This is a genomic window from Nonomuraea sp. NPDC048826, assembly GCF_043198225.1.
Classification (GTDB): domain Bacteria; phylum Actinomycetota; class Actinomycetes; order Streptosporangiales; family Streptosporangiaceae; genus Nonomuraea.
Genome location: NZ_JBICUQ010000014.1, coordinates 74,347 through 91,732, shown reverse-complemented (window position 1 = coordinate 91,732; position 17,386 = coordinate 74,347). Strand labels below are relative to the sequence as shown.

General features: G+C 73.2%; 16 protein-coding genes. 8 read left to right on the top strand and 8 right to left on the bottom strand.

Annotation, left to right across the window (positions count from 1 at the left end; all coding sequences use genetic code 11):
- Positions 1 to 30: 30 nt before the first annotated feature.
- Positions 31 to 1,530 carry a class I adenylate-forming enzyme family protein gene (locus tag ACGFI7_RS39370; RefSeq protein ID WP_393414088.1) on the bottom strand — a complete coding sequence of 500 codons (1,500 nt, stop codon included), beginning with the start codon at positions 1,528 to 1,530 and terminating at the stop codon, positions 31 to 33.
- A 117-nt stretch (positions 1,531 to 1,647) separates the two neighbouring features.
- Here ACGFI7_RS39370 and ACGFI7_RS39365 point away from each other — a divergent pair, with 117 nt between their 5' ends.
- On the top strand, positions 1,648 to 2,337 hold the full coding sequence (locus ACGFI7_RS39365; protein WP_393414086.1) for a sulfotransferase family protein: 690 nt from the start codon (positions 1,648 to 1,650) through the stop codon (positions 2,335 to 2,337).
- 48 nt (positions 2,338 to 2,385) lie between these two features.
- Here ACGFI7_RS39365 and ACGFI7_RS39360 read toward each other — a convergent pair whose 3' ends face one another.
- Complete coding sequence (locus tag ACGFI7_RS39360) at positions 2,386 to 3,813, bottom strand: PepSY-associated TM helix domain-containing protein (protein ID WP_393414084.1); 1,428 nt, start codon at positions 3,811 to 3,813, stop codon at positions 2,386 to 2,388.
- A 167-nt stretch (positions 3,814 to 3,980) separates the two neighbouring features.
- Positions 3,981 to 4,556, bottom strand: coding sequence for a hypothetical protein (locus ACGFI7_RS39355; protein ID WP_393414081.1), 576 nt, complete (start codon positions 4,554 to 4,556; stop codon positions 3,981 to 3,983).
- Between the two features lie 113 nt (positions 4,557 to 4,669).
- Here ACGFI7_RS39355 and ACGFI7_RS39350 point away from each other — a divergent pair, with 113 nt between their 5' ends.
- Positions 4,670 to 4,843: a hypothetical protein gene (locus tag ACGFI7_RS39350; protein ID WP_393414078.1), complete on the top strand. Its 174-nt coding sequence runs from the start codon at positions 4,670 to 4,672 to the stop codon at positions 4,841 to 4,843.
- A gap of 12 nt (positions 4,844 to 4,855) precedes the next feature.
- Here the strand turns inward: ACGFI7_RS39350 and ACGFI7_RS39345 are convergent, their stop codons facing one another.
- Positions 4,856 to 5,962, bottom strand: coding sequence for an alpha-hydroxy acid oxidase (locus ACGFI7_RS39345; protein ID WP_393414076.1), 1,107 nt, complete (start codon positions 5,960 to 5,962; stop codon positions 4,856 to 4,858).
- Between the two features lie 156 nt (positions 5,963 to 6,118).
- On the opposite strand from ACGFI7_RS39345, the gene ACGFI7_RS39340 reads away from it, so the two are divergent.
- Together ACGFI7_RS39340 and ACGFI7_RS39335 are read left to right on the top strand one after the other, a co-directional pair.
- Positions 6,119 to 6,724 (top strand): metal-dependent phosphohydrolase, encoded by a 606-nt coding sequence (locus tag ACGFI7_RS39340; RefSeq protein WP_393414073.1) that lies wholly within the window; start codon positions 6,119 to 6,121, stop codon positions 6,722 to 6,724.
- Between the two features lie 40 nt (positions 6,725 to 6,764).
- Positions 6,765 to 8,282, top strand: coding sequence for an AAA family ATPase (locus ACGFI7_RS39335; protein WP_393414070.1), 1,518 nt, complete (start codon positions 6,765 to 6,767; stop codon positions 8,280 to 8,282).
- Here the strand turns inward: ACGFI7_RS39335 and ACGFI7_RS39330 are convergent.
- Genes ACGFI7_RS39330 through ACGFI7_RS39320 form a run of 3 tightly spaced genes read right to left on the bottom strand, consistent with a single transcriptional unit; the run spans position 8,214 to position 10,381 of the window.
- Positions 8,214 to 8,498, bottom strand: a complete 285-nt coding sequence (locus ACGFI7_RS39330) for a DUF4031 domain-containing protein (protein ID WP_393414067.1) — start codon at positions 8,496 to 8,498, stop codon at positions 8,214 to 8,216. The genes ACGFI7_RS39335 and ACGFI7_RS39330 overlap by 69 nt on opposite strands.
- Entirely contained in the window at positions 8,495 to 9,226 is a 732-nt protein-coding gene (locus ACGFI7_RS39325) for an HAD family hydrolase (RefSeq protein ID WP_393414064.1), read from the bottom strand. The genes ACGFI7_RS39330 and ACGFI7_RS39325 overlap by 4 nt, the downstream gene beginning before the upstream one ends.
- An 18-nt stretch (positions 9,227 to 9,244) precedes the next feature.
- Positions 9,245 to 10,381, bottom strand: coding sequence for a cytochrome P450 (locus tag ACGFI7_RS39320; RefSeq protein WP_393414061.1), 1,137 nt, complete (start codon positions 10,379 to 10,381; stop codon positions 9,245 to 9,247).
- A 453-nt stretch (positions 10,382 to 10,834) separates the two neighbouring features.
- Here ACGFI7_RS39320 and ACGFI7_RS39315 point away from each other — a divergent pair, with 453 nt between their 5' ends.
- Complete coding sequence (locus tag ACGFI7_RS39315) at positions 10,835 to 12,076, top strand: hypothetical protein (protein ID WP_393414058.1); 1,242 nt, start codon at positions 10,835 to 10,837, stop codon at positions 12,074 to 12,076.
- Positions 12,077 to 12,079: 3 nt separating this feature from the next.
- On the opposite strand, the gene pgm is transcribed toward ACGFI7_RS39315, so the two are convergent.
- Positions 12,080 to 13,708, bottom strand: a complete 1,629-nt coding sequence (gene pgm, locus ACGFI7_RS39310; protein ID WP_393414055.1) for a phosphoglucomutase (alpha-D-glucose-1,6-bisphosphate-dependent) — start codon at positions 13,706 to 13,708, stop codon at positions 12,080 to 12,082.
- A 98-nt stretch (positions 13,709 to 13,806) separates the two neighbouring features.
- On the opposite strand from pgm, the gene ACGFI7_RS39305 reads away from it, so the two are divergent.
- From ACGFI7_RS39305 to thrS, 3 genes are read left to right on the top strand one after another with little or no spacing between them, the layout of a single operon-like run.
- The gene (locus ACGFI7_RS39305; protein ID WP_393414052.1) at positions 13,807 to 14,718 is read left to right on the top strand and encodes an LLM class F420-dependent oxidoreductase; all 912 of its coding nucleotides are present in this window, start codon (positions 13,807 to 13,809) and stop codon (positions 14,716 to 14,718) included.
- A 30-nt stretch (positions 14,719 to 14,748) separates the two neighbouring features.
- The gene (locus ACGFI7_RS39300) at positions 14,749 to 15,369 is read left to right on the top strand and encodes a glycoside hydrolase family 25 protein (protein ID WP_393414049.1); all 621 of its coding nucleotides are present in this window, start codon (positions 14,749 to 14,751) and stop codon (positions 15,367 to 15,369) included.
- Between the two features lie 42 nt (positions 15,370 to 15,411).
- Entirely contained in the window at positions 15,412 to 17,376 is a 1,965-nt protein-coding gene (gene thrS, locus ACGFI7_RS39295) for a threonine--tRNA ligase (RefSeq protein ID WP_393414047.1), read from the top strand.
- Positions 17,377 to 17,386 lie beyond the last annotated feature (10 nt).

The window sequence follows — 17,386 nt, the reverse complement described above, 5'->3', positions numbered from 1 at the left end:
CATTGTCGGCAGGTGATTCTCAGAGAAGTCTCAGAGCGCGTCCGGCGCCAGCCGGCCGAGCAGCGCCCGCTTGTCGGGTTTGCCGCCGTCTGTCACTGGCACGCCGGGCACCGGGGTGATCGTCCGGGGCACGGCGTCCTGGCCGAGTTCGGCCAGGACCAGCTCGCGCAGCGCCGCCCGGTCCGGCTCGCGGCCCGGCGCGGGCACCACGAACGCGTGCACGGCCTCCCCGGTCCGCTCGTCCGGCGCACCGGCGACGTACGCCTCCAGCACGTCCGGATGCCCGGCCAGCACCCGCTCGATCGGGCCCGCGTACACCACCATGGCGTTCACCATGATCACGTCCCGGCTGCGCCCGGAGAGGTGGAGGAAGCCCGCGTCATCCATCCGGCCGAGGTCGCGGGTGTTCAGCCAGCCGTCGCGGATCGGGCTCTCCTCGTCGGCGTCCCAGTAGCCCGCCATCTGGTACGGGCTGCGTACGTGGATCTCGCCCGTCAGGCCCGGGGCGACCAGGCGGCCGGCGGCGTCGCGCACGCTGACCTCCACCCCCTCGTGCGGGCGGCCGGTCGAGGCCAGCACGCCGGGGCCGAGCCGGGCCAGGTCACCGGGCGTCAGCATGGCGATCGACCCCGCCTCGGTCTGCCCGTACCCCTGGTAGACCACCGGCCCGAGCCGGTCCACCGCCTCGGCCAGCCGGGCCGGGCCGATCGGCGAGCCGGACACCATCAGCGCCCGCAGGCTGGACACGTCCACCGGCTCGGCCTTGAGCAGGTCGAGCATCGCGCCCAGGCGCGGCACGGTGATGATCGACCCGGTGATCCGGTGGCGCTCGATCGCGTACGGGAACATCGGCCGCCCGTCGTCCTCCGGGATCACCGCCACCCCGCCGCCCAGCAGGCAGGGCGCCACGTGCTCCAGCACGACCATGCTGGCCAGCGTCCCGAACAGCAGGTACCGCTCGAACCGGCCGGCGAACTCGTGGGCCGCCCGCGACCAGGCGGCCGGCTGCCAGGCCCAGTGCCGGCTCAGCGCGGCGTACGTGACCGCGCAGCCCTTGGGACGGCCGGTGCTGCCGCTGGTGAAGTGCAGCGCGGCCACGTCGTCCGGCCTCGCGGTCACCACGAGCGGCTCGCCCTCGTCGGGCGCGGCCAGCAGGTCGGCCGCCCCCGGCACCGGGCCGAGCGACAGCGTGGGCAGCCCGGACGCCGCGGGCTCGTCGACCAGATAGGCGGACACGCCCGTGCCGAGCACGTGGGCGAGCTGGGCGGGCGGATAGCCGGGGCGGACGCCGACCACCCGGCAGCCCACCGCGTGCGCGGCCAGGTGCGCGGCGAACGCCTCGGGCGTGACCGCCGTCCGGATCGCCAATCCGTCACCGGGCCCGAGCCCGGCCCGCCGGAGCGCGCCCGCCAGCCGGCGGATCAGATCCAGCCATGCGCCGCGCGTGACCGTACGGGAGCCGTGCTCGAGGACCGGCGTGTCCGGCGCGGCACGCAGCGCGTCGAGGAGTGATTGGGGGAAAACCGTCATCGGCAACCTCCTCTGAACCGAAATATCGGCATATAACGAGGGTTGGCCCCTCGCGCGACCACCACCCGCACCGTAAGCAGCCCAGATCAGAGACTCATCAGAGACCGGGAGCATCCCGTGAAAGTGATCGGCGCCGGCTTCGGCCGGACGGGCACCAGATCCCTCAAGGCGGCGCTGGAACAGCTCGGCTTCGGCCCCTGCCACCACATGTCCACCCTGATCGCCGAGCCGTACCGGATCCGGCACTGGCTCGACGTCGGCGAAGGCCGCTCCCGCGACTGGGACGCGCTCTTCGCGGGCTTCGGCTCCGCCGTGGACTGGCCGGCCGCCGCCTACTGGCGCGAGCTGGCCGCCCACTACCCCGAGGCCAAGGTGGTGCTCACCGTCCGCGACCCGGAACGCTGGTACGAGAGCGTCAGCGGCACCATCTTCGCCAGCGCCCTGGCCGAGCGCCGGCCACTGCCGCCCCACCGCCGCCTGGTCCGCCGGCTGGTGTCCAGGCGGGCGCCCGACTTCGCCCTCTACCCCCGGATGGCCGGGGCGACGGTGATGGACCGGGTCTTCGACGGCCGCGTCGACGACAAGGCGCACGTGCTGGAGGTGTACGGGCGGCACCAGGCCGAGGTCCGGGCGGCGATCCCGACGGACCGGCTGCTGGTGTTCGACGTGCGCGACGGCTGGGCGCCGCTCTGCGCCTTCCTCGGCGTGCCCGTGCCGCCCGAGCCGTTCCCGCAGGCGAACGAGCGCGCCGCGTGGCACGGCAAGCGCTCGCGCACCCGCCTGCGCCTCATCCTGCGCGGCCGCTGACCATCCTGCGGGCCCGCTTGACCGGCCTGCGCACCCGCCGGCGCCGGGTCAGCCGGTGATCCCGGACAGCCGCGGGATCCGGCGCAGCACCAGGCGGTCCACCAGCAGCGCCGCCAGCATGGTCACACCGGCCAGCGGGAACAGCACCCCCAGCACCACCATGATCGCCGCCACCCCGTACGCGGTCCGCCTGTCCGCCGGGCGGGCGGGCGCGCCCAGCCGCCCGCGCGGGCGGCGCTTCCACCACATCCACGCCCCCGAGACCACCAGCGTGACCAGCGCCAGGCAGGCGCCCAGCATCACCAGCAGGTTGACCATCCCGTACCGGCGCCCCTCGTGCAGCGCCACCCCCTGCTCCACGGCCTTGGCCAGGATCCCGTACTCGTTCCAGCCGTACGAGACGAGCACCCGGCCGCTGTACTGGTCGACGTGCAGGGTCTGCGCGGCCGACGGGTCGCGCCGGGGCGCGGTGACGACCGTGTAGACGCCTTCGCGGTCCTTGGGCAGGAGGATCTTCAGGTCGCACTCGGCAGGAGAGCAGTCGCGGACGGACGGACGGGCGGCGGCGAGCGCCTGCTCCAGGGGGAGAGCGCCCGGGTGCAGCGCGCTGCCGCCGCCCGCGTCATGCCCCGCGTGCCCGCCGTCCTGGGAGGACGGCACGGGAAGACGTTCCGCGGCCCACGGCACCTTGGCGTCGGGGTTGTCCGACAGATCGGCCGAGCGGTTCGGGTAGGCGCCGGCGTCGGGATAGGTGGAGCCGGTCCGCTCCTGGATCCGCTGCAGCGCGTCGCCCCACACACCCGACCAGGGCAGCCCAGAGATCACCAGGAACACCACGACGACCCCGGCGCCCGCCCCGGTCAGCGCGTGCAGGCGGCGCAGCCGGGCCCTGGACGAGCGCGCCGGGCGCCTGCCGCGGCTCGTCCACCACAGGTACGTGCCGGTGGCGGCGAGGATCAGCGCCCAGCAGGCCGCCGTCTCCACCACCCGGTCGCCGACCGTGCCCGACATCAGCTCACCGTGGATCGTCCGCACCACCCGCATGAACGTGGCCGCGTCGTCGATCGTGCCGACCACCGTGGCGGTGCCCGGGTCGACGTACACCGACACGCCCTCCGCGAACGGGCCGGTCTCCTCGCCCTGGAAGATGATCCGGGTCGTGCGGTCGGGGGCGGCCGGCGGGATCACCGACAGGACGGGCGTGCCGGGCATGCTCTGCTGCGCGGCCGCGATCTGCTCCGACAGCGGGCGGGCCGTGGCCACCGGCCCGGCGAGCGACCGCACGTCCTGGTAGCGCCACTCCTCGAACGGCTCCTTGAACAGGTAGACGGCCCCCGTGACGGCCAGGACGAGCAGGACGGGGGCGACGAACAGGCCCGCGTAGAAATGCCAGCGCCACACGGCGCGGTACCGCTGCGAGGAGGACGGCGCGGGCTGGACGGTTACGGTCTCCGGGCGTACGTGGACGGTGGTCATGGTCAACTCCGGAAGAGCGAGAGCGAGGGGGACCGCCACGACAGGCGATCGGGGGCCTGGGCACGCTGGACCTGAGCGCCTCGGCGCGGAGCCCGGGCACGGTCGGCCGGCGGCTCCGGCGCGGTGATCCGCGTCCCGGTCCGCGGGCAGATGTCGTCGTCCTCGCTCTAACCGGGCGGCCCGCGATGGCTCAGCGCCCACGCGAGCACCTGGGGCGCCCGGACCGGCGGCTCCTCCGGCACGCCGGGCACGAGCCGGACCGGCGCGACCGGCCGCCACGCCGCCGCCCGCCCTCCCGTCCGCCACAACCCCGCCAGCGAGCAGGCCAGCAGGCAGAGCACCGTCGTCAGCGCCGTCTCGCCCCGCTCCAGCCACCAGGCGCACACCAGCGCGACCAGCACGTGCGCGAGCACCATCCCCACCCCGGACGACAGGCCGCCGTGGTGCCCCACCCCGTGCCCGCCGCCGAACACCTGATGCATGCCGTACTGCGCCGAGAACGCCGCCACCAGCAGCACGCCCCGGCCCCGCCTGCGCCGCCCCAGCACCCAGGCGCCCGCCCCGGTGACCCCCGCCGCCGCGGCCACCACCCCGAGAGGCGCCCCGGAACCCCCGGCCAGCAGGTGCGTCCCGAGCGCCGCGTACACGCACACGGTGGCGAACACGGCGGCGCCCAGGACCCGCACGGCGGACCGACCGGCCGCCCGCGCCTCCCGGACGCCACACGCGCGATCACCACTCACACGCGGGGATACGCGCGCCGGGCGGCCCGGGTTCAACCGCGCGCACGGACGACAGGACGGCGTAAGGGAGTCGGGTCCTGTTTGGCCAGGTATGTCCGGCGTACCGTCAGGTCATGAATGACACCTTCATCGCCACCACGCTCCGCCGGGTACGGGACGCGGCCGCGGAGGTGGAGCGGAGCGGCACCGACGTCGAGGAGGTCCTGCGGGCCGTGCGCAAGCTGCGCACCGCCGCCGAGCAGGCCGAGGACGAGCTGATGGAGCACCGGCTGTCGCGGCTCAGGTAGGCCGCGGGGCGGTCAGCGCAACCGCACCACGTCACGGTCCAGGCCGTCCACCCCGGCCACGCCCAGCAACTGGAGCGTGCGGACCAGCTCGCCGCGCAGGATCGCGAGCACCCGGTCCACGCCCTCCTCGCCGCCCGCCATGAGCCCGTACAGGTAGGCGCGGCCGACGAGGCAGGCGCGCGCGCCCAGCGCCACCGCCGCGGCGACGTCCGCGCCGCTGCGCACGCCGCCGTCGAGGAACACCTCGGTCCGGTCGCCCACCGCCGCCGCCACCTCCGGCAGCAGCTCCAGGGGCGTGGGCGCACGGTCGAGCTGGCGTCCTCCGTGATTGGACACCACCAGGCCGTCCACCCCAGCGGCCGTCAGCTCCTTGGCGTCGTCGACCCGCTGCACGCCCTTCACCAGCAGCCGCCCGCCCCACTCCGCCCGGATCCACTCCAGGTCGCGGACCGTCACCGTCGGGTCGAACATCATGTTGGTGATCCCCGCCAGGTCGTCCGGCGCCCCCTCCACCGTGGCGAACCGCAACGGCTCGCTCGTCAGGAAGTCGAACCACCAGGCCGGCCGGGTCAGCGCCTGCGCCAGACCGCCCCAGCGCAGCGACGGCGGCATGGTCATGCCGTTGCGCACGTCGCGCAGCCGGCCGCCGGCCACCGGCACGTCCACGGTGACCACCAGCACGTCCATGCCCGCCGCCCGCGCCTGCGCCAGCCACTCCCTGACCCGGCCCCGGTCGCGCATCACGTACAGCTGGAACCAGTTCCACCCGCCGGGCGCCGCCGCGGCCACGTCCGCCGCGCTCGTGGTGCCCATCGTGGACAACGTGTACGGGATCCCGGCGCGGGCGGCGGCCCTGGCCACGGCCGGCTCACCGGCCCGGTGCATCATCCGGGTGAACCCGGTCGGCCCGAGCACCACCGGCATCGCCACCCGCCGCCCCAGCACCTCCACCTCGGTGCCGGCCCGCGCCACGTCCCGCAGCACGTGCGGCCGGAACTCCACCCGCGCGAACGCCTCCGCCGCCCTGGCCATCGACAGCTCGCCCTCGGCCGCGCCGTCGACGTAGTCGAACACCACCCGCGGCGCCCGCCGCCGCGCCAGCCGCCGGACGTCCGACACGTCGGCGGCCCCGGCCGGCCCGCCGTGCGCCCGCGCCTTGGGCAGGAAGTCACGCAGCTCCCGCCACCGCGGCAGCCGCCGGTCCGCGCCCCACCGTCGCTCGATGCCGCCACGCTAACAAGCCGGGCCGCCGCGCGCACCACTAGAGTGGGCCGGGTGCTGGACGGATGGCGAAAGCTGGCCGGCGCGTCCCGAGCCGGTGACGCGCTGGGCGCCGAGCTGGTGGCCCGATGGTCGGAGCCGCATCGGCGCTACCACGACCTCGACCACCTCAGGGCCGTGCTGCGGGCCGTCGACCTGATCCACGAGTGGGCCGCCGATCCGGTGGCGGTCCGGCTGGCCGCCTGGTTCCACGACGCCGTCTACGACGGCAGGCCCGGCTGGGACGAGGAGCGCAGCGCCCAGCTCGCCCAGGCCCGCCTGCCCCGGTGCGGGGTGCCGGCCGCCCGGGTGGCGGAGGTGGCCAGGCTCGTCCGGCTGACCGCCGCGCACGACACGCTGGCCGGCGCGGACCGCGACGGGGCCGTGCTCTGCGACGCCGACCTGGCGGTGCTGGGCGGCGACGGCTACGCCGGCTACGCGGCCAAGATCCGGCAGGAGTACGCGCACGTCCCCGACGAGCTGTTCCGACAGGGCCGCGCCCAGGTGCTCCGCCGGCTGCTCGCCACGCCCCGGCTCTACCGCACCCCTCCCGCGCGCGAGCTGTGGGAGACCCGCGCCCGGGCGGCCATGACCGCGGAGCTGGCGGCGCTGGAACGTTAACGGCGGGCGCGCGCCCCCGCCGTCTGTCAGGGTGGGTGCCATGGACACCGCCGACGCCCGGTCACTCGCCCGGTCGCTGAAAGAGCTGATCCAGGACGCCCACCGCACCCTCGCCGAGGACGAACAGCCCGAGCTGGTGACCCGCGTGACCGGCCATCTGGGCTGCGAGCTGAAACACGTGGTCAGCGTGGTGGCGGCGTTCCCCGGCTGGGAGCACGTCAACCTGCAGCGCGGCGTCGACGCCTACCTCGCGGCGCACACCCCGGGCGCCGAGTGGTTCGGCATCGCCGGCCAGGGCCGCGAGCACGACGACATCGTCAACATGCTGGCCCGCGCCGCCCGCGGCTGGGAGCAGTACGAACCGGGCGCCGTCGACTACGAGGCCGCGGCCGTCGGCCCCGACGAGACCACCGAGGTGATCACGCTCGGGCTGGTGCTCACCCGGGCCCCCGGCGGCACCCCCGTGGTGCTGGGCCTGCGCGGCCCGCAGGAGCACATGTCGACCCACTGCCAGGTGGTGGTGCTGTCTCCCGGCAGGGAGGCGGCCAAGGAGACCCGCGACGCGATCGAGCGCCTGATGCGCGCGCACGACGTCTACCGCGGGCAGGTCCTGTCGTTCGCGTGGAGCGAGCACCGCGGCAACGACCTGGTGAGCTTCCTGCCCCGCCCCGACCTCGGCCCCGACCAGGTGGTGCTGCCCGACGGCGTGCTGGAGACGATCGAGCGGCACATCGTCGGCGTCGCCGAGCAGGCCGCGCGGCTGCGCGCGCACGGTCAGCACCTCAAGCGCGGCCTGCTGCTGCACGGCCCGCCCGGCACCGGCAAGACCCACACCGTCCGCTACCTCATGACCCGGATGACCGGCTGCACGGTGATCGTGATGACCGGCACGGCGATCCAGTTCGTGTCGCAGGCGGCCGGGCTCGCCAGGCGGCTGCAGCCGGCGATCGTGGTGCTGGAGGACGTCGACCTGGTGGCGCGCGACCGGTCGTTCACCGACGACGGCAACCCGCTGCTGTTCGCGCTGCTCGACGCTATGGACGGGGTCGGGTCCGACGCCGACGTCACGTTCGTGCTCACCACCAACCGGCCCGACGTGCTCGAACGCGCGCTCGCCGACCGTCCGGGCCGGGTCGACCTGGCCGTGGAGATCCCCAGGCCCGACGCCGCGGGCCGGGCCGCGCTGCTCCGGCTCTACGCCCGCGACCTGCCGCTGCGGGCCGACCTCGATCCGGTCGTGGCCCGTACGGAAGGCGCGACCGCCTCGTTCTTCAAGGAGCTGCTGCGCCGCGCGGTGCTCGACGCGCTCGCGCACGACGGCGACGAGCCCGAGATCACCGACGACCACCTCAACCGGGCGCTGGACGAGATGCTGCACGAGCGCGCGGCGCTGACCCGCACCCTGCTCGGCTCAGGAGAGCCCGGCGGAGAGGACGAGCCGGTGCCGGACGACGCCTACGCGCCTTTCCCCCCGCACCTCGGCGGGGCGTCAGCCGTCCCCGCCCGCGCGGGCGTGCGCTTTACGGCGCCGGAGCCCGGCCTCGACCAGTCGCCGTAGCAGCTCGCGCGAGGTGACCGCCTGGGCGCCCAGCGACACCGCGAACGCGTGCACCGTCTCGGGCACGTCGTAGTGGTCGCGGTCGAACGCCCGCCCGGGCACGCCCAGCCGGGCGGCGAAGGCGTGCAGCTCGTCCAGGGACGCGTCGCTGACCAGGTGGGACCACATCAGGCCGCGCGGCCCCGGCCACTGCGGGGGATCGATGAGCACCGTCACATGCTCAAGGGTAGGACCCGCCCGCGCACGACCGGCTCACCGAGGTCGCGCACCACCAGATCGGCGCCCTCCCCGGCCGGCCCCACGGCGATCACCAGCGCGAAGCCGCCCTTCCTGCCCGCCTCGACACCAGGCGGCGCCGACTCCACCACCGCGGTCCTGCCCGCGGACACGCCGAGGCGGCGGGCCGCCTCCAGCGGCAGCGCCGGGTCCGGCTTGCCCGGCAGGTTCATCAGCGCCGCGTCGCCCCCGTCGACCACCGTGTCGAACAGGTGCAGCACCCCCGCCGCCGCCACCAGCCTGCGCCCGTGCAGGCTGGCCGACACCCCCGCCGTGCGGGCGCCCCGGTTGCGCAGCTCGTGCAGGAGCGCCACGGCCGCCGGGAACGCGGCCACCCCGTGCTGCTTCACCTGCGCCATGAACAGCTGCTCCTTGGCCCGGCCGAGGCCGTGCACGGTGGGCGCGTCCGGCTCGTCGTCCGGCGCGCCCTCAGGCGCCGTGATCCCCCGCGAGGCGAGGAAGGCGCGGACACCGTCGAGGCGTGGCCGCCCGTCGACGTACCGCAGGTAGTCCTCCCGCACGTCGAACGGGGCGGAGCGGCCACGCAGGAACCCGTCGAACACGTGCTTCCAGGCGGCCGCGTGCCCGCGGGCGGTGTCGGTGACCGTGCCGTCCGTGTCGAACACGACGGCGCCGATCGCACTCAGGTCGATGACAGGCTGACTCACACTGCGAACGTAACCGCTTCACCACGTCACGGGTAGTTTCTCCACGCCGTAGACGATGGCCAGCTTGCGCCAGGACACCTCTCCCTGCAGCCGCAGCTCCGGGAAGCGGCGCAGCAGCATCGGGTACGCGATGCGCAGCTCCATCTGCGCCAGCGGCGCGCCGATGCAGCGGTGGATGCCGTGCCCGAACGCCAGGTGGGAGCCCGCCGTGTGGCGGCCCGGCTTGACCTGGTCCATGTCCTCGCCCAGGTTCGGGTCGCGGTTGGCGGCGGCCAGCGAGCACAGCACCAGCTCGCCCTTCTTGATCTGCCGGCCGTGCAGCTCCAGGTCGTGGCGGGCGAAGCGGGGGAAGGCCACCTGCACCACGGTCATGTAGCGCAGCAGCTCCTCGATCACCTCGTCGACGTAGCCGTCGACCTCGCGCACCTTGGCGGCGTGCTCGGGGTTCTCCAGCAGCCACAGGCTGCCGAGCGCGAGCATGCTCGTGCTGGTGTCGTGCCCGCCGGTCAGCATGCCGTCGGCCATGCTGGCCAGCGTGCGGTCGTCCAGCTCGTCGCCGTGGTCGCGGAGCAGCTGGCCGAGCAGCCCGTCGCCCGGGTTACGCCGCTCGCGGGCGACCAGGTCGGTGAGGTACGTCATCGCGTCGTTGATCGCCTGCAGCGACGCCTCGGGCCCGGCGGTGAAGTCGAACCGGTCCGTGCTCACCTTGACGAAGTCGCCCTGGTCCTCGTACGGGACGCCGAGCAGCTCGGAGATCACCAGGGACGGGATGGGAAGCGCGAAGTCCTCCATCAGGTCCGCGGGGGAGCCCTTGGCCTCGATCTTGTCCAGGCAGCCGGCGACCAGCGCCTCGATGCGCGGCTCCAGGCGCCGCAGCCGGCGCATGGTGAACTCGGGCGTCAGGAACTTGCGCAGCCGGGTGTGCTCGGGCGGGTCACGGAAGCCGAGGCCGCCGGGATCCTCCTGGTTCGAGCCGAGGCCGATGACGCCGGCGAAGTCGTTGCTGAACCGCTCGTGGTCGCCGAGCACCCCGCGGACGTCGTCCCAGCGGGTGATCAGGTAGACCGTCTGGTCGCCGGGGATCTTCATGGGGAAGACGGGGTGCTCGGCCTGGATGCGGAGCAGCTCCTCGGCGGGGTCGAACCGCTCTCGCATGAACTGAACGAGAGGGAACTCTTCTAGCTCTGACATTAAATTCCGTCCTGCTGGGATACATCGCACCATGTTGGGATAAATCCCTCGCTAGATGGTCCCACCCCGGAGCCGTGCCGGTGACCCCCTCAAGGACGAGATTGCATCTCAACCTCAGGCAAGAGTCCTGGTCACCCAGTCCTAGGACGGAACCGTCCGGTGATGAGCGTAGACGGGACGGTTCGAGCCCGCCGCCCCGACCGCAAGGTCGGGTCGCCCGGGTTTCCGGGCCGCCGCTCCGGCTCCCCGGCGCCCCGCTCGCTGGCGCGTTCCACGGGGCTTCCGTTGCTGATGGGGACGTATGGGGAATCAGGGGCAAACTGGGCAGCAGCCGGAGTTTGGCGTACAAGATGGCTACAGTCTGCAATGATCTCGTCATTGAGCCCCCCGAGACTGAGCCTCAACGGATAGCGACTGATGCCCACACTTGAGGAAATCACCACCTTCATCGCCGAGAAGCCGCTCGCCACCGCGGTGATCGCGCTGCTGACCCTGGCCGGGCTCGCCCTGGCCTTCCTGGTGCTCCGCGCCGCCTGGCGGGTCACCGCCTGGCTGTTCACCCGCTACGTCGCGCCCCGTCCCGTCGAGGACGTGCTGACGATCGTGGCCGCCTCCATCGCGACCGGCGTGTCCGCCCAGGGCATGTGGCGCTTCTCGGGCGACGTGCTGGGCCTGGACGGCCCGCTGAGGCTGTTGCTGTTCGCCTTCATCGAGGTGGCCATCATCACCTCCGCCGTGCGCGCCCGCCGCAACATGCGGGAGAACTTCTCCGCGGGCATCGACGGCATCGCCGTGTGGGCGCTGACCTGCCTGACCGCGGTGCTGTCCAGCATGGACGCGAGCAGCTTCCCCGAGGCGGTGTTCCGGCTCGCCGCGCCGCTGGTCGCCGCCTGGCTGTGGGAGCGTGGCATGGCCATAGAGCGTCACCGCATCCGCGGCACCGGCCGCATCAACTGGCGGCTCACCCCCGAGCGGCTGCTGGTCCGGCTCGGCCTGGCCGAGGTCAGCGACCGCACCGCCAGCGAGGTCGACGCGCACCGCAGGCTCACCCGGGTCGCGCTGGCGGCCAAGCGGGCCAAGGCGCTGCGCGAGGCCGGCGCCCCCGACCGCAAGATGCGCGCCGCGCTGGCCAAGCTCGACAAGGCCATGGACCAGGCGGTCGAGCACACCGGCCTGGCCGTCGACCAGGCCCGCCAGGAGGCCCTGCTCGCCCAGATCGCCGCCCTCTACAACACCACCGCGCTCATCGACGCCGACCCGCGGGTGCCGTGGGAGCCCGAGCACGACCACCGTCCGGTGCCCGCCAGGCCCCAGCTGCCGCCGGCCCTCGCCGAGCTGGTGCGCGAGGAGGACGACGAGGAGATCCCGGTCATCGACGCGGCCCCGCAGATCGTCGACACCGCCCAGCGCGCCGCGCTCATGCGCCGGGCCCGCGCCTACTGGGACCGGCAGATCGCCAAGGGGATCGTGCCGCGCACCGTCGACATCGCCCAGGAGATCGGCATCCCGGTGCCGGTCGCCCGCGAGTGGCGGGCGCTGTGGAAGCTGGAGCCCGCCGCCCACGCCCTCATCGAGCAGCTCTACCACCAGCACGGCATCGTCGACACCGGAGCGTTCCCGGCCATCGCCGACGACGGCCGGGTGCTCGCGAAGTCCTAGGCGTCAGCCGAGCGCCGCCGAGACCAGCGACCGGGCCTCCTCCTGCACCTTGGCGAGGTGGTCCGGGCCGCGGAACGACTCGGCGTAGATCTTGTAGACGTCTTCGGTGCCCGAAGGGCGGGCGGCGAACCACGCGTTCTCGGTGGAGACCTTGACCCCGCCCAGCGACGCCCCGTTGCCCGGGGCCGCCGTCTGCACCGCGGTGATCGGCTCGCCGGCCAGGCTGCCGGCCGTCACCTGGTCGGCCGACAGCCTGCCCAGCACCGCCTTCTCCTCGCGGGTGGCGGGCGCGTCCACCCGCGCGTAGGCGGGCTCGCCGAACCGCTCGGTCAGGGCGCGGTAGTGCTCGCTCGGCGACCTGCCCGTGACCGCCTGGATCTCCGACGCCAGCAGGGCCAGGATGAGGCCGTCCTTGTCGGTGGTCCACACCGAGCCGTCGCGGCGCAGGAACGACGCGCCCGCGCTCTCCTCGCCGCCGAACCCGAGCGACCCGTCGAGCAGCCCCGGCACGAACCACTTGAAGCCCACCGGGACCTCGTAGAGCCGCCGGCCCAGCGACGCGGCCACCCGGTCGATGACGCCGCTGCTGACCATCGTCTTGCCGACCCCGGCGTCACGCGGCCAGCCGTCGCGGTGCTCGTACAGGTAGGAGATCGCGACCGCCAGGTAGTGGTTGGGGTTCATCAGCCCGTCGGGGGTGACGATGCCGTGGCGGTCGGCGTCGGCGTCGTTGCCGGTGGCGATCTGGAAGCGGTCGCGGCCGCCGATCAGCGAGGCCATCGCGTACGGGGAGGAGCAGTCCATCCGGATCTTGCCGTCCCAGTCGAGCGTCATGAACCGCCACGCCGGGTCGACCAAGGGGTTGACCACGGTGAGGTCGAGGCGGTGCCGGTCGGCGATCTCGCCCCAGTAGGCCACGCTGGCGCCGCCCAGCGGGTCGGCGCCGATCCGCACCCCGGCGGCCCGGATCGCGTCCAGGTCCACGACCGAGGGCAGGTCGTCCACGTACGCGCCGAGGAAGTCGTGACGTCCGGCCGACTCCAGCGCCTTCGCGTAGGGCACCCGCCGCACCCCGTCGAGGTCCTGGGCCAGCAGGCGGTTGGCGCGGTCCTGGATCCACGAGGTGGCCTCGGTGTCGGCCGGGCCGCCGTGCGGCGGGTTGTACTTGAAGCCGCCGTCGGACGGCGGGTTGTGCGACGGCGTGATGACCACCCCGTCGGCCAGCCCGGACTTCCTGCCGCGGTTGTGGGTGAGGATCGCGTGGGAGACGGCCGGGGTCGGCGTGTAGCCGTCGCGGGAGTCGACCAGCACGTGCACGTCGTTGGCCGCGAGCACCTCCAGCGCCGAGACCCGGGCGGGCTCCGACAGCGCGTGCGTGTCGATGCCCAGGAAGAGCGGGCCGTCGGTGCCCTGCATCCGGCGGTACTCGCCGATGGCCTGGCTGGTGGCCAGGATGTGGTCCTCGTTGAAGGCCGTGGCCAGCGACGACCCCCGGTGGCCCGAGGTGCCGAAGGCCACCCGCTGACCGGGGTCGGCGGGGTCGGGGCGCAACGCGTAGTAGGCGGTCACCAGCCGCGCCACGTCCACCAGGTCCTCGGGCTGAGCGGGCCGCCCCGCGCGTTCGTGGGTCATGGGGCCACTTTACAAATCGGGTCCGGCCCGGCTCCCGCAACACTCGGCGTGACCGGGGTTACACTCGCCCCAGCCGACCAGAATGGAGTTCTGTAAGCATGCGATTCGGACTCTTGATCAACGAGCCACCCGGCCAGGACCCGTTCCCCGCGCTGCGCGACAGGATCGCCCGCGCCGCCGACGACGGCTTCGACTCGGTCTGGATGTCCCAGATCTTCGGCCTGGACGCGCTCACCTCGCTCGCCGTGGCGGGCAGCGCCGCCCTGGCCGGCGGCCGCGACATCGAGTTCGGCACCGGCGTGGTGCCGACCTACCCCCGCCACCCCGCCGTGCTCGCCCAGCAGGCGATGACCGCCAACGCCGCGCTCGGCGGCCGGCTCGCCCTCGGCATCGGGCTGTCGCACCAGATCGTCATCGAGGGCATGTACGGCTACAGCTTCGACCGCCCGGCCCGGCACATGAAGGAGTACCTGGAGGTCCTGCTGCCCCTCACCCGGGGCGAGCAGGCGTCCTTCTCGGGCGAGACGCTCAAGGCCGACCTGGGGCTCAGCACGCCGGGGACCGGCCTGCCGGTGCTGGTCGCCGCGCTCGGCCCGCGCATGCTCAAGCTCGCCGGCGCTCTCGCCGACGGCACCGTGCTCTGGATGACCGGACGCAAGACCGTCGCCGAGCACATCGCGCCCACCATCAACGCCGCCGCCGAGGCGGCCGGCCGCCCCCGGCCGCGGGTGGTCTGCACGCTCCCCGTGTGCGTCACCGACGACCCGCAGGAGGCCAGGGCCAGGGCAGACGAGATCTTCGTCATGTACGGCCAGCTCCCGTCCTACCGCGCCATGCTCGACAGGGAAGGCGTCGAGAGCCCCGGCGGCGTGGCCGTGGCCGGCGACGAGGACGCGGTGCGTGCCCAGCTCGACGAGCTGGCCCAGGCGGGTGTCACCGATTTCGTGGCCGCGGTGTACGGAGACCGCGAACGTGCCCACAAGCTGCTCATCGGCGCGTCGAAGGGGTGATCGGGAGAGGTTTCCATAAACTCCGGCAGGGTGTACTCCGACAGGGACAATCGCCTGCTGCACGGCATCGACGTGTCCAACTGGCAGGGCTCAGTCGACTGGGCCGACCACGCGCGCAACGGGGTGGCGTTCGCCTTCGCGAAGGCCACCGAGGGCGGCGACTGGACCGATCGCTGGTTCTCCCGCAACTGGGAACGGATGCGGGAGAACTGGATCGTCTGCGGCGCGTACCACTTCGCGCGCCCCAAGGGTGATCCCGAGGAGCAGGCCCGCCACTTCCTGCGCACGATCAGGGAGGCGGGCGGGCTGCGCCGGGGCGACCTGATCGCGCTCGACCTCGAGACCGACGACGGGCTCAATCCGGAGCGGGTCGCCCGCTACGCCCGCCGGTGGTGCGGCTACGTGGAGCGGCGCGTCGGGACTCGGCCGTTCGTCTACACCTACCAATCCTTCGCCGAGGAGGGCAACTGCGCGGGCCTGGACGGCTATCCGCTGTGGATCGCCAGCCCGCACCGGCCCCGCGGCCGGCCCGCGGTGCCCAGGCCGTGGCAGGACTGGGTGATCCACCAGCACGCCAACAGCCCGGTCGACCGGAACGTGTTCAGGGGCAGCCGGAAAAGGCTGACCAGGATGGGGTTCGACCCGCGATAGCATCGATTTCCGTCACTGCCGACGCTATCCAAGGGAGCCATCGTGTCAGCCGAGCTACGCATCACCCTCGCCGGAGCCGAGCGTGTGGTCGCGGCCGGCACGACGGCCGGCCAGGCGCTCGACGCCGACGGCCGCACCGTGATCGCCGCCCGGGTCAACGGCGAGGCGCGCGACCTGGCCTGCCCGCTGGCCGACGGCGACGCGGTCGAGCCGATCGAGATCTCCAGCGAGGAGGGCCGGGCGATCGTCCGCCACTCCACCGCGCACGTCATGGCGCAGGCCGTGCAGGAGCTGTTCCCCGAGGCCAAGCTCGGCATCGGGCCGCCGGTCGACAACGGCTTCTACTACGACTTCGACGTGGCCGAGGCCTTCCAGCCCGACGACCTCAAGCGCGTCGAGAAGCGCATGCGCGAGATCGTCAAGGAGGGTCAGCTGTTCTCCCGCCGCCCCGTCGGCGACGACGAGGCCCGCGCGGAGCTGGCCGGCGAGCCCTACAAGCTGGAGCTGATCGGCCTCAAGGGCGGGGCGGCCGACGAGGAGTCCGTCGAGGTCGGCGCGGGGCAGCTCACCATCTACGACAACCTCGACGCCAAGACCGGCGCGCTGCGCTGGAAGGACCTGTGCCGCGGCCCGCACGTCCCGTCCACCCGGTCCATCCCGGCGTTCAAGCTCATGCGCTCTGGCGGCGCCTACTGGCGCGGCAGCGAGAAGAACCCGCAGCTCCAGCGCATCTACGGCACCGCCTGGGAGTCCCGCGACAAGCAGGACGAATACCTCAAGCTGCTGGAGGAGGCCGAGAAGCGCGACCACCGCAAGCTCGGCGTCGAGCTCGACCTGTTCAGCTTCCCGCCGGAGCTGGGCAGCGGCCTTCCCGTCTTCCATCCCAAGGGCGGCATCATCCGCAAGGAGATGGAAGATTACATGCGCCGCCGCCAGGCGGAGGCCGGCTACGAGTTCGTCAACACGCCCCACATCACCAAGTCGACGCTGTTCGAGACCTCCGGCCACCTGCCGTGGTACGCCGACGACATGTTCCCGCCCTTCGAGCTGGAGGGCGTCGAATACCGCGTCAAGCCGATGAACTGCCCGATGCACAACCTGATCTTCCGGGCCCGCGGGCGCTCCTACCGCGAGCTGCCGCTGCGGCTGTGCGAGTTCGGCAGCGTCTACCGCTACGAGAAGTCGGGCGTGGTCCACGGCCTGACCCGGGTGCGCGGCATGACGCAGGACGACTCCCACATCTACTGCACCCGCGAGCAGATGGTCGGCGAGATCAAGAGCCTGCTCACCTTCGTGCTCAGCGTGCTGCGCGACTTCGGCCTGTCGGAGTTCTACCTGGAGCTGTCCACCCGCGACGACTCCGACAAGTTCATCGGCGACCCCGCCGACTGGGCCGAGGCCACCGAGGCGCTGCGCGAGACGGCCGAGGAGTCGGGGCTGGAGCTGGTCGACGACCCGGGCGGCGCCGCCTTCTACGGCCCCAAGATCTCCGTGCAGGCCAAGGACGCGATCGGCCGCACCTGGCAGCTGTCGACCATCCAGCTCGACCTCAACCAGCCGCAGCGGTTCGGGCTCGAATACCAGGCCGCCGACGGCAGCCGCCAGACCCCGGTCATGATCCACCGGGCGCTGTTCGGCTCCATCGAGCGCTTCCTGGGCGTGCTGACCGAGCACTACGCCGGCGCGTTCCCGCCCTGGCTCGCGCCCGTCCAGGTGGTGGGCATCCCGATCGCCGACAGCCACGTGCCCTACCTGCAGGACGTCGCCAAGAAGCTGCGTGAGCGCGGCATCCGGGTCGAGGTCGACTCCTCCGACGACCGCATGCAGAAGAAGATCCGCAACGCGCAGAAGGCCAAGGTGCCCTTCATGCTCCTGGCCGGCGACGACGACATCGCCAACGGCGCGGTCTCCTTCCGCTACCGCAGCGGCGAGCAGAAGAACGGGATCGCGGTCGACCGGGCGGTCGCCGAGATCGTCGACGCCGTCGAGCGCCGGATCCAGGTCTGATCAGAGGCCG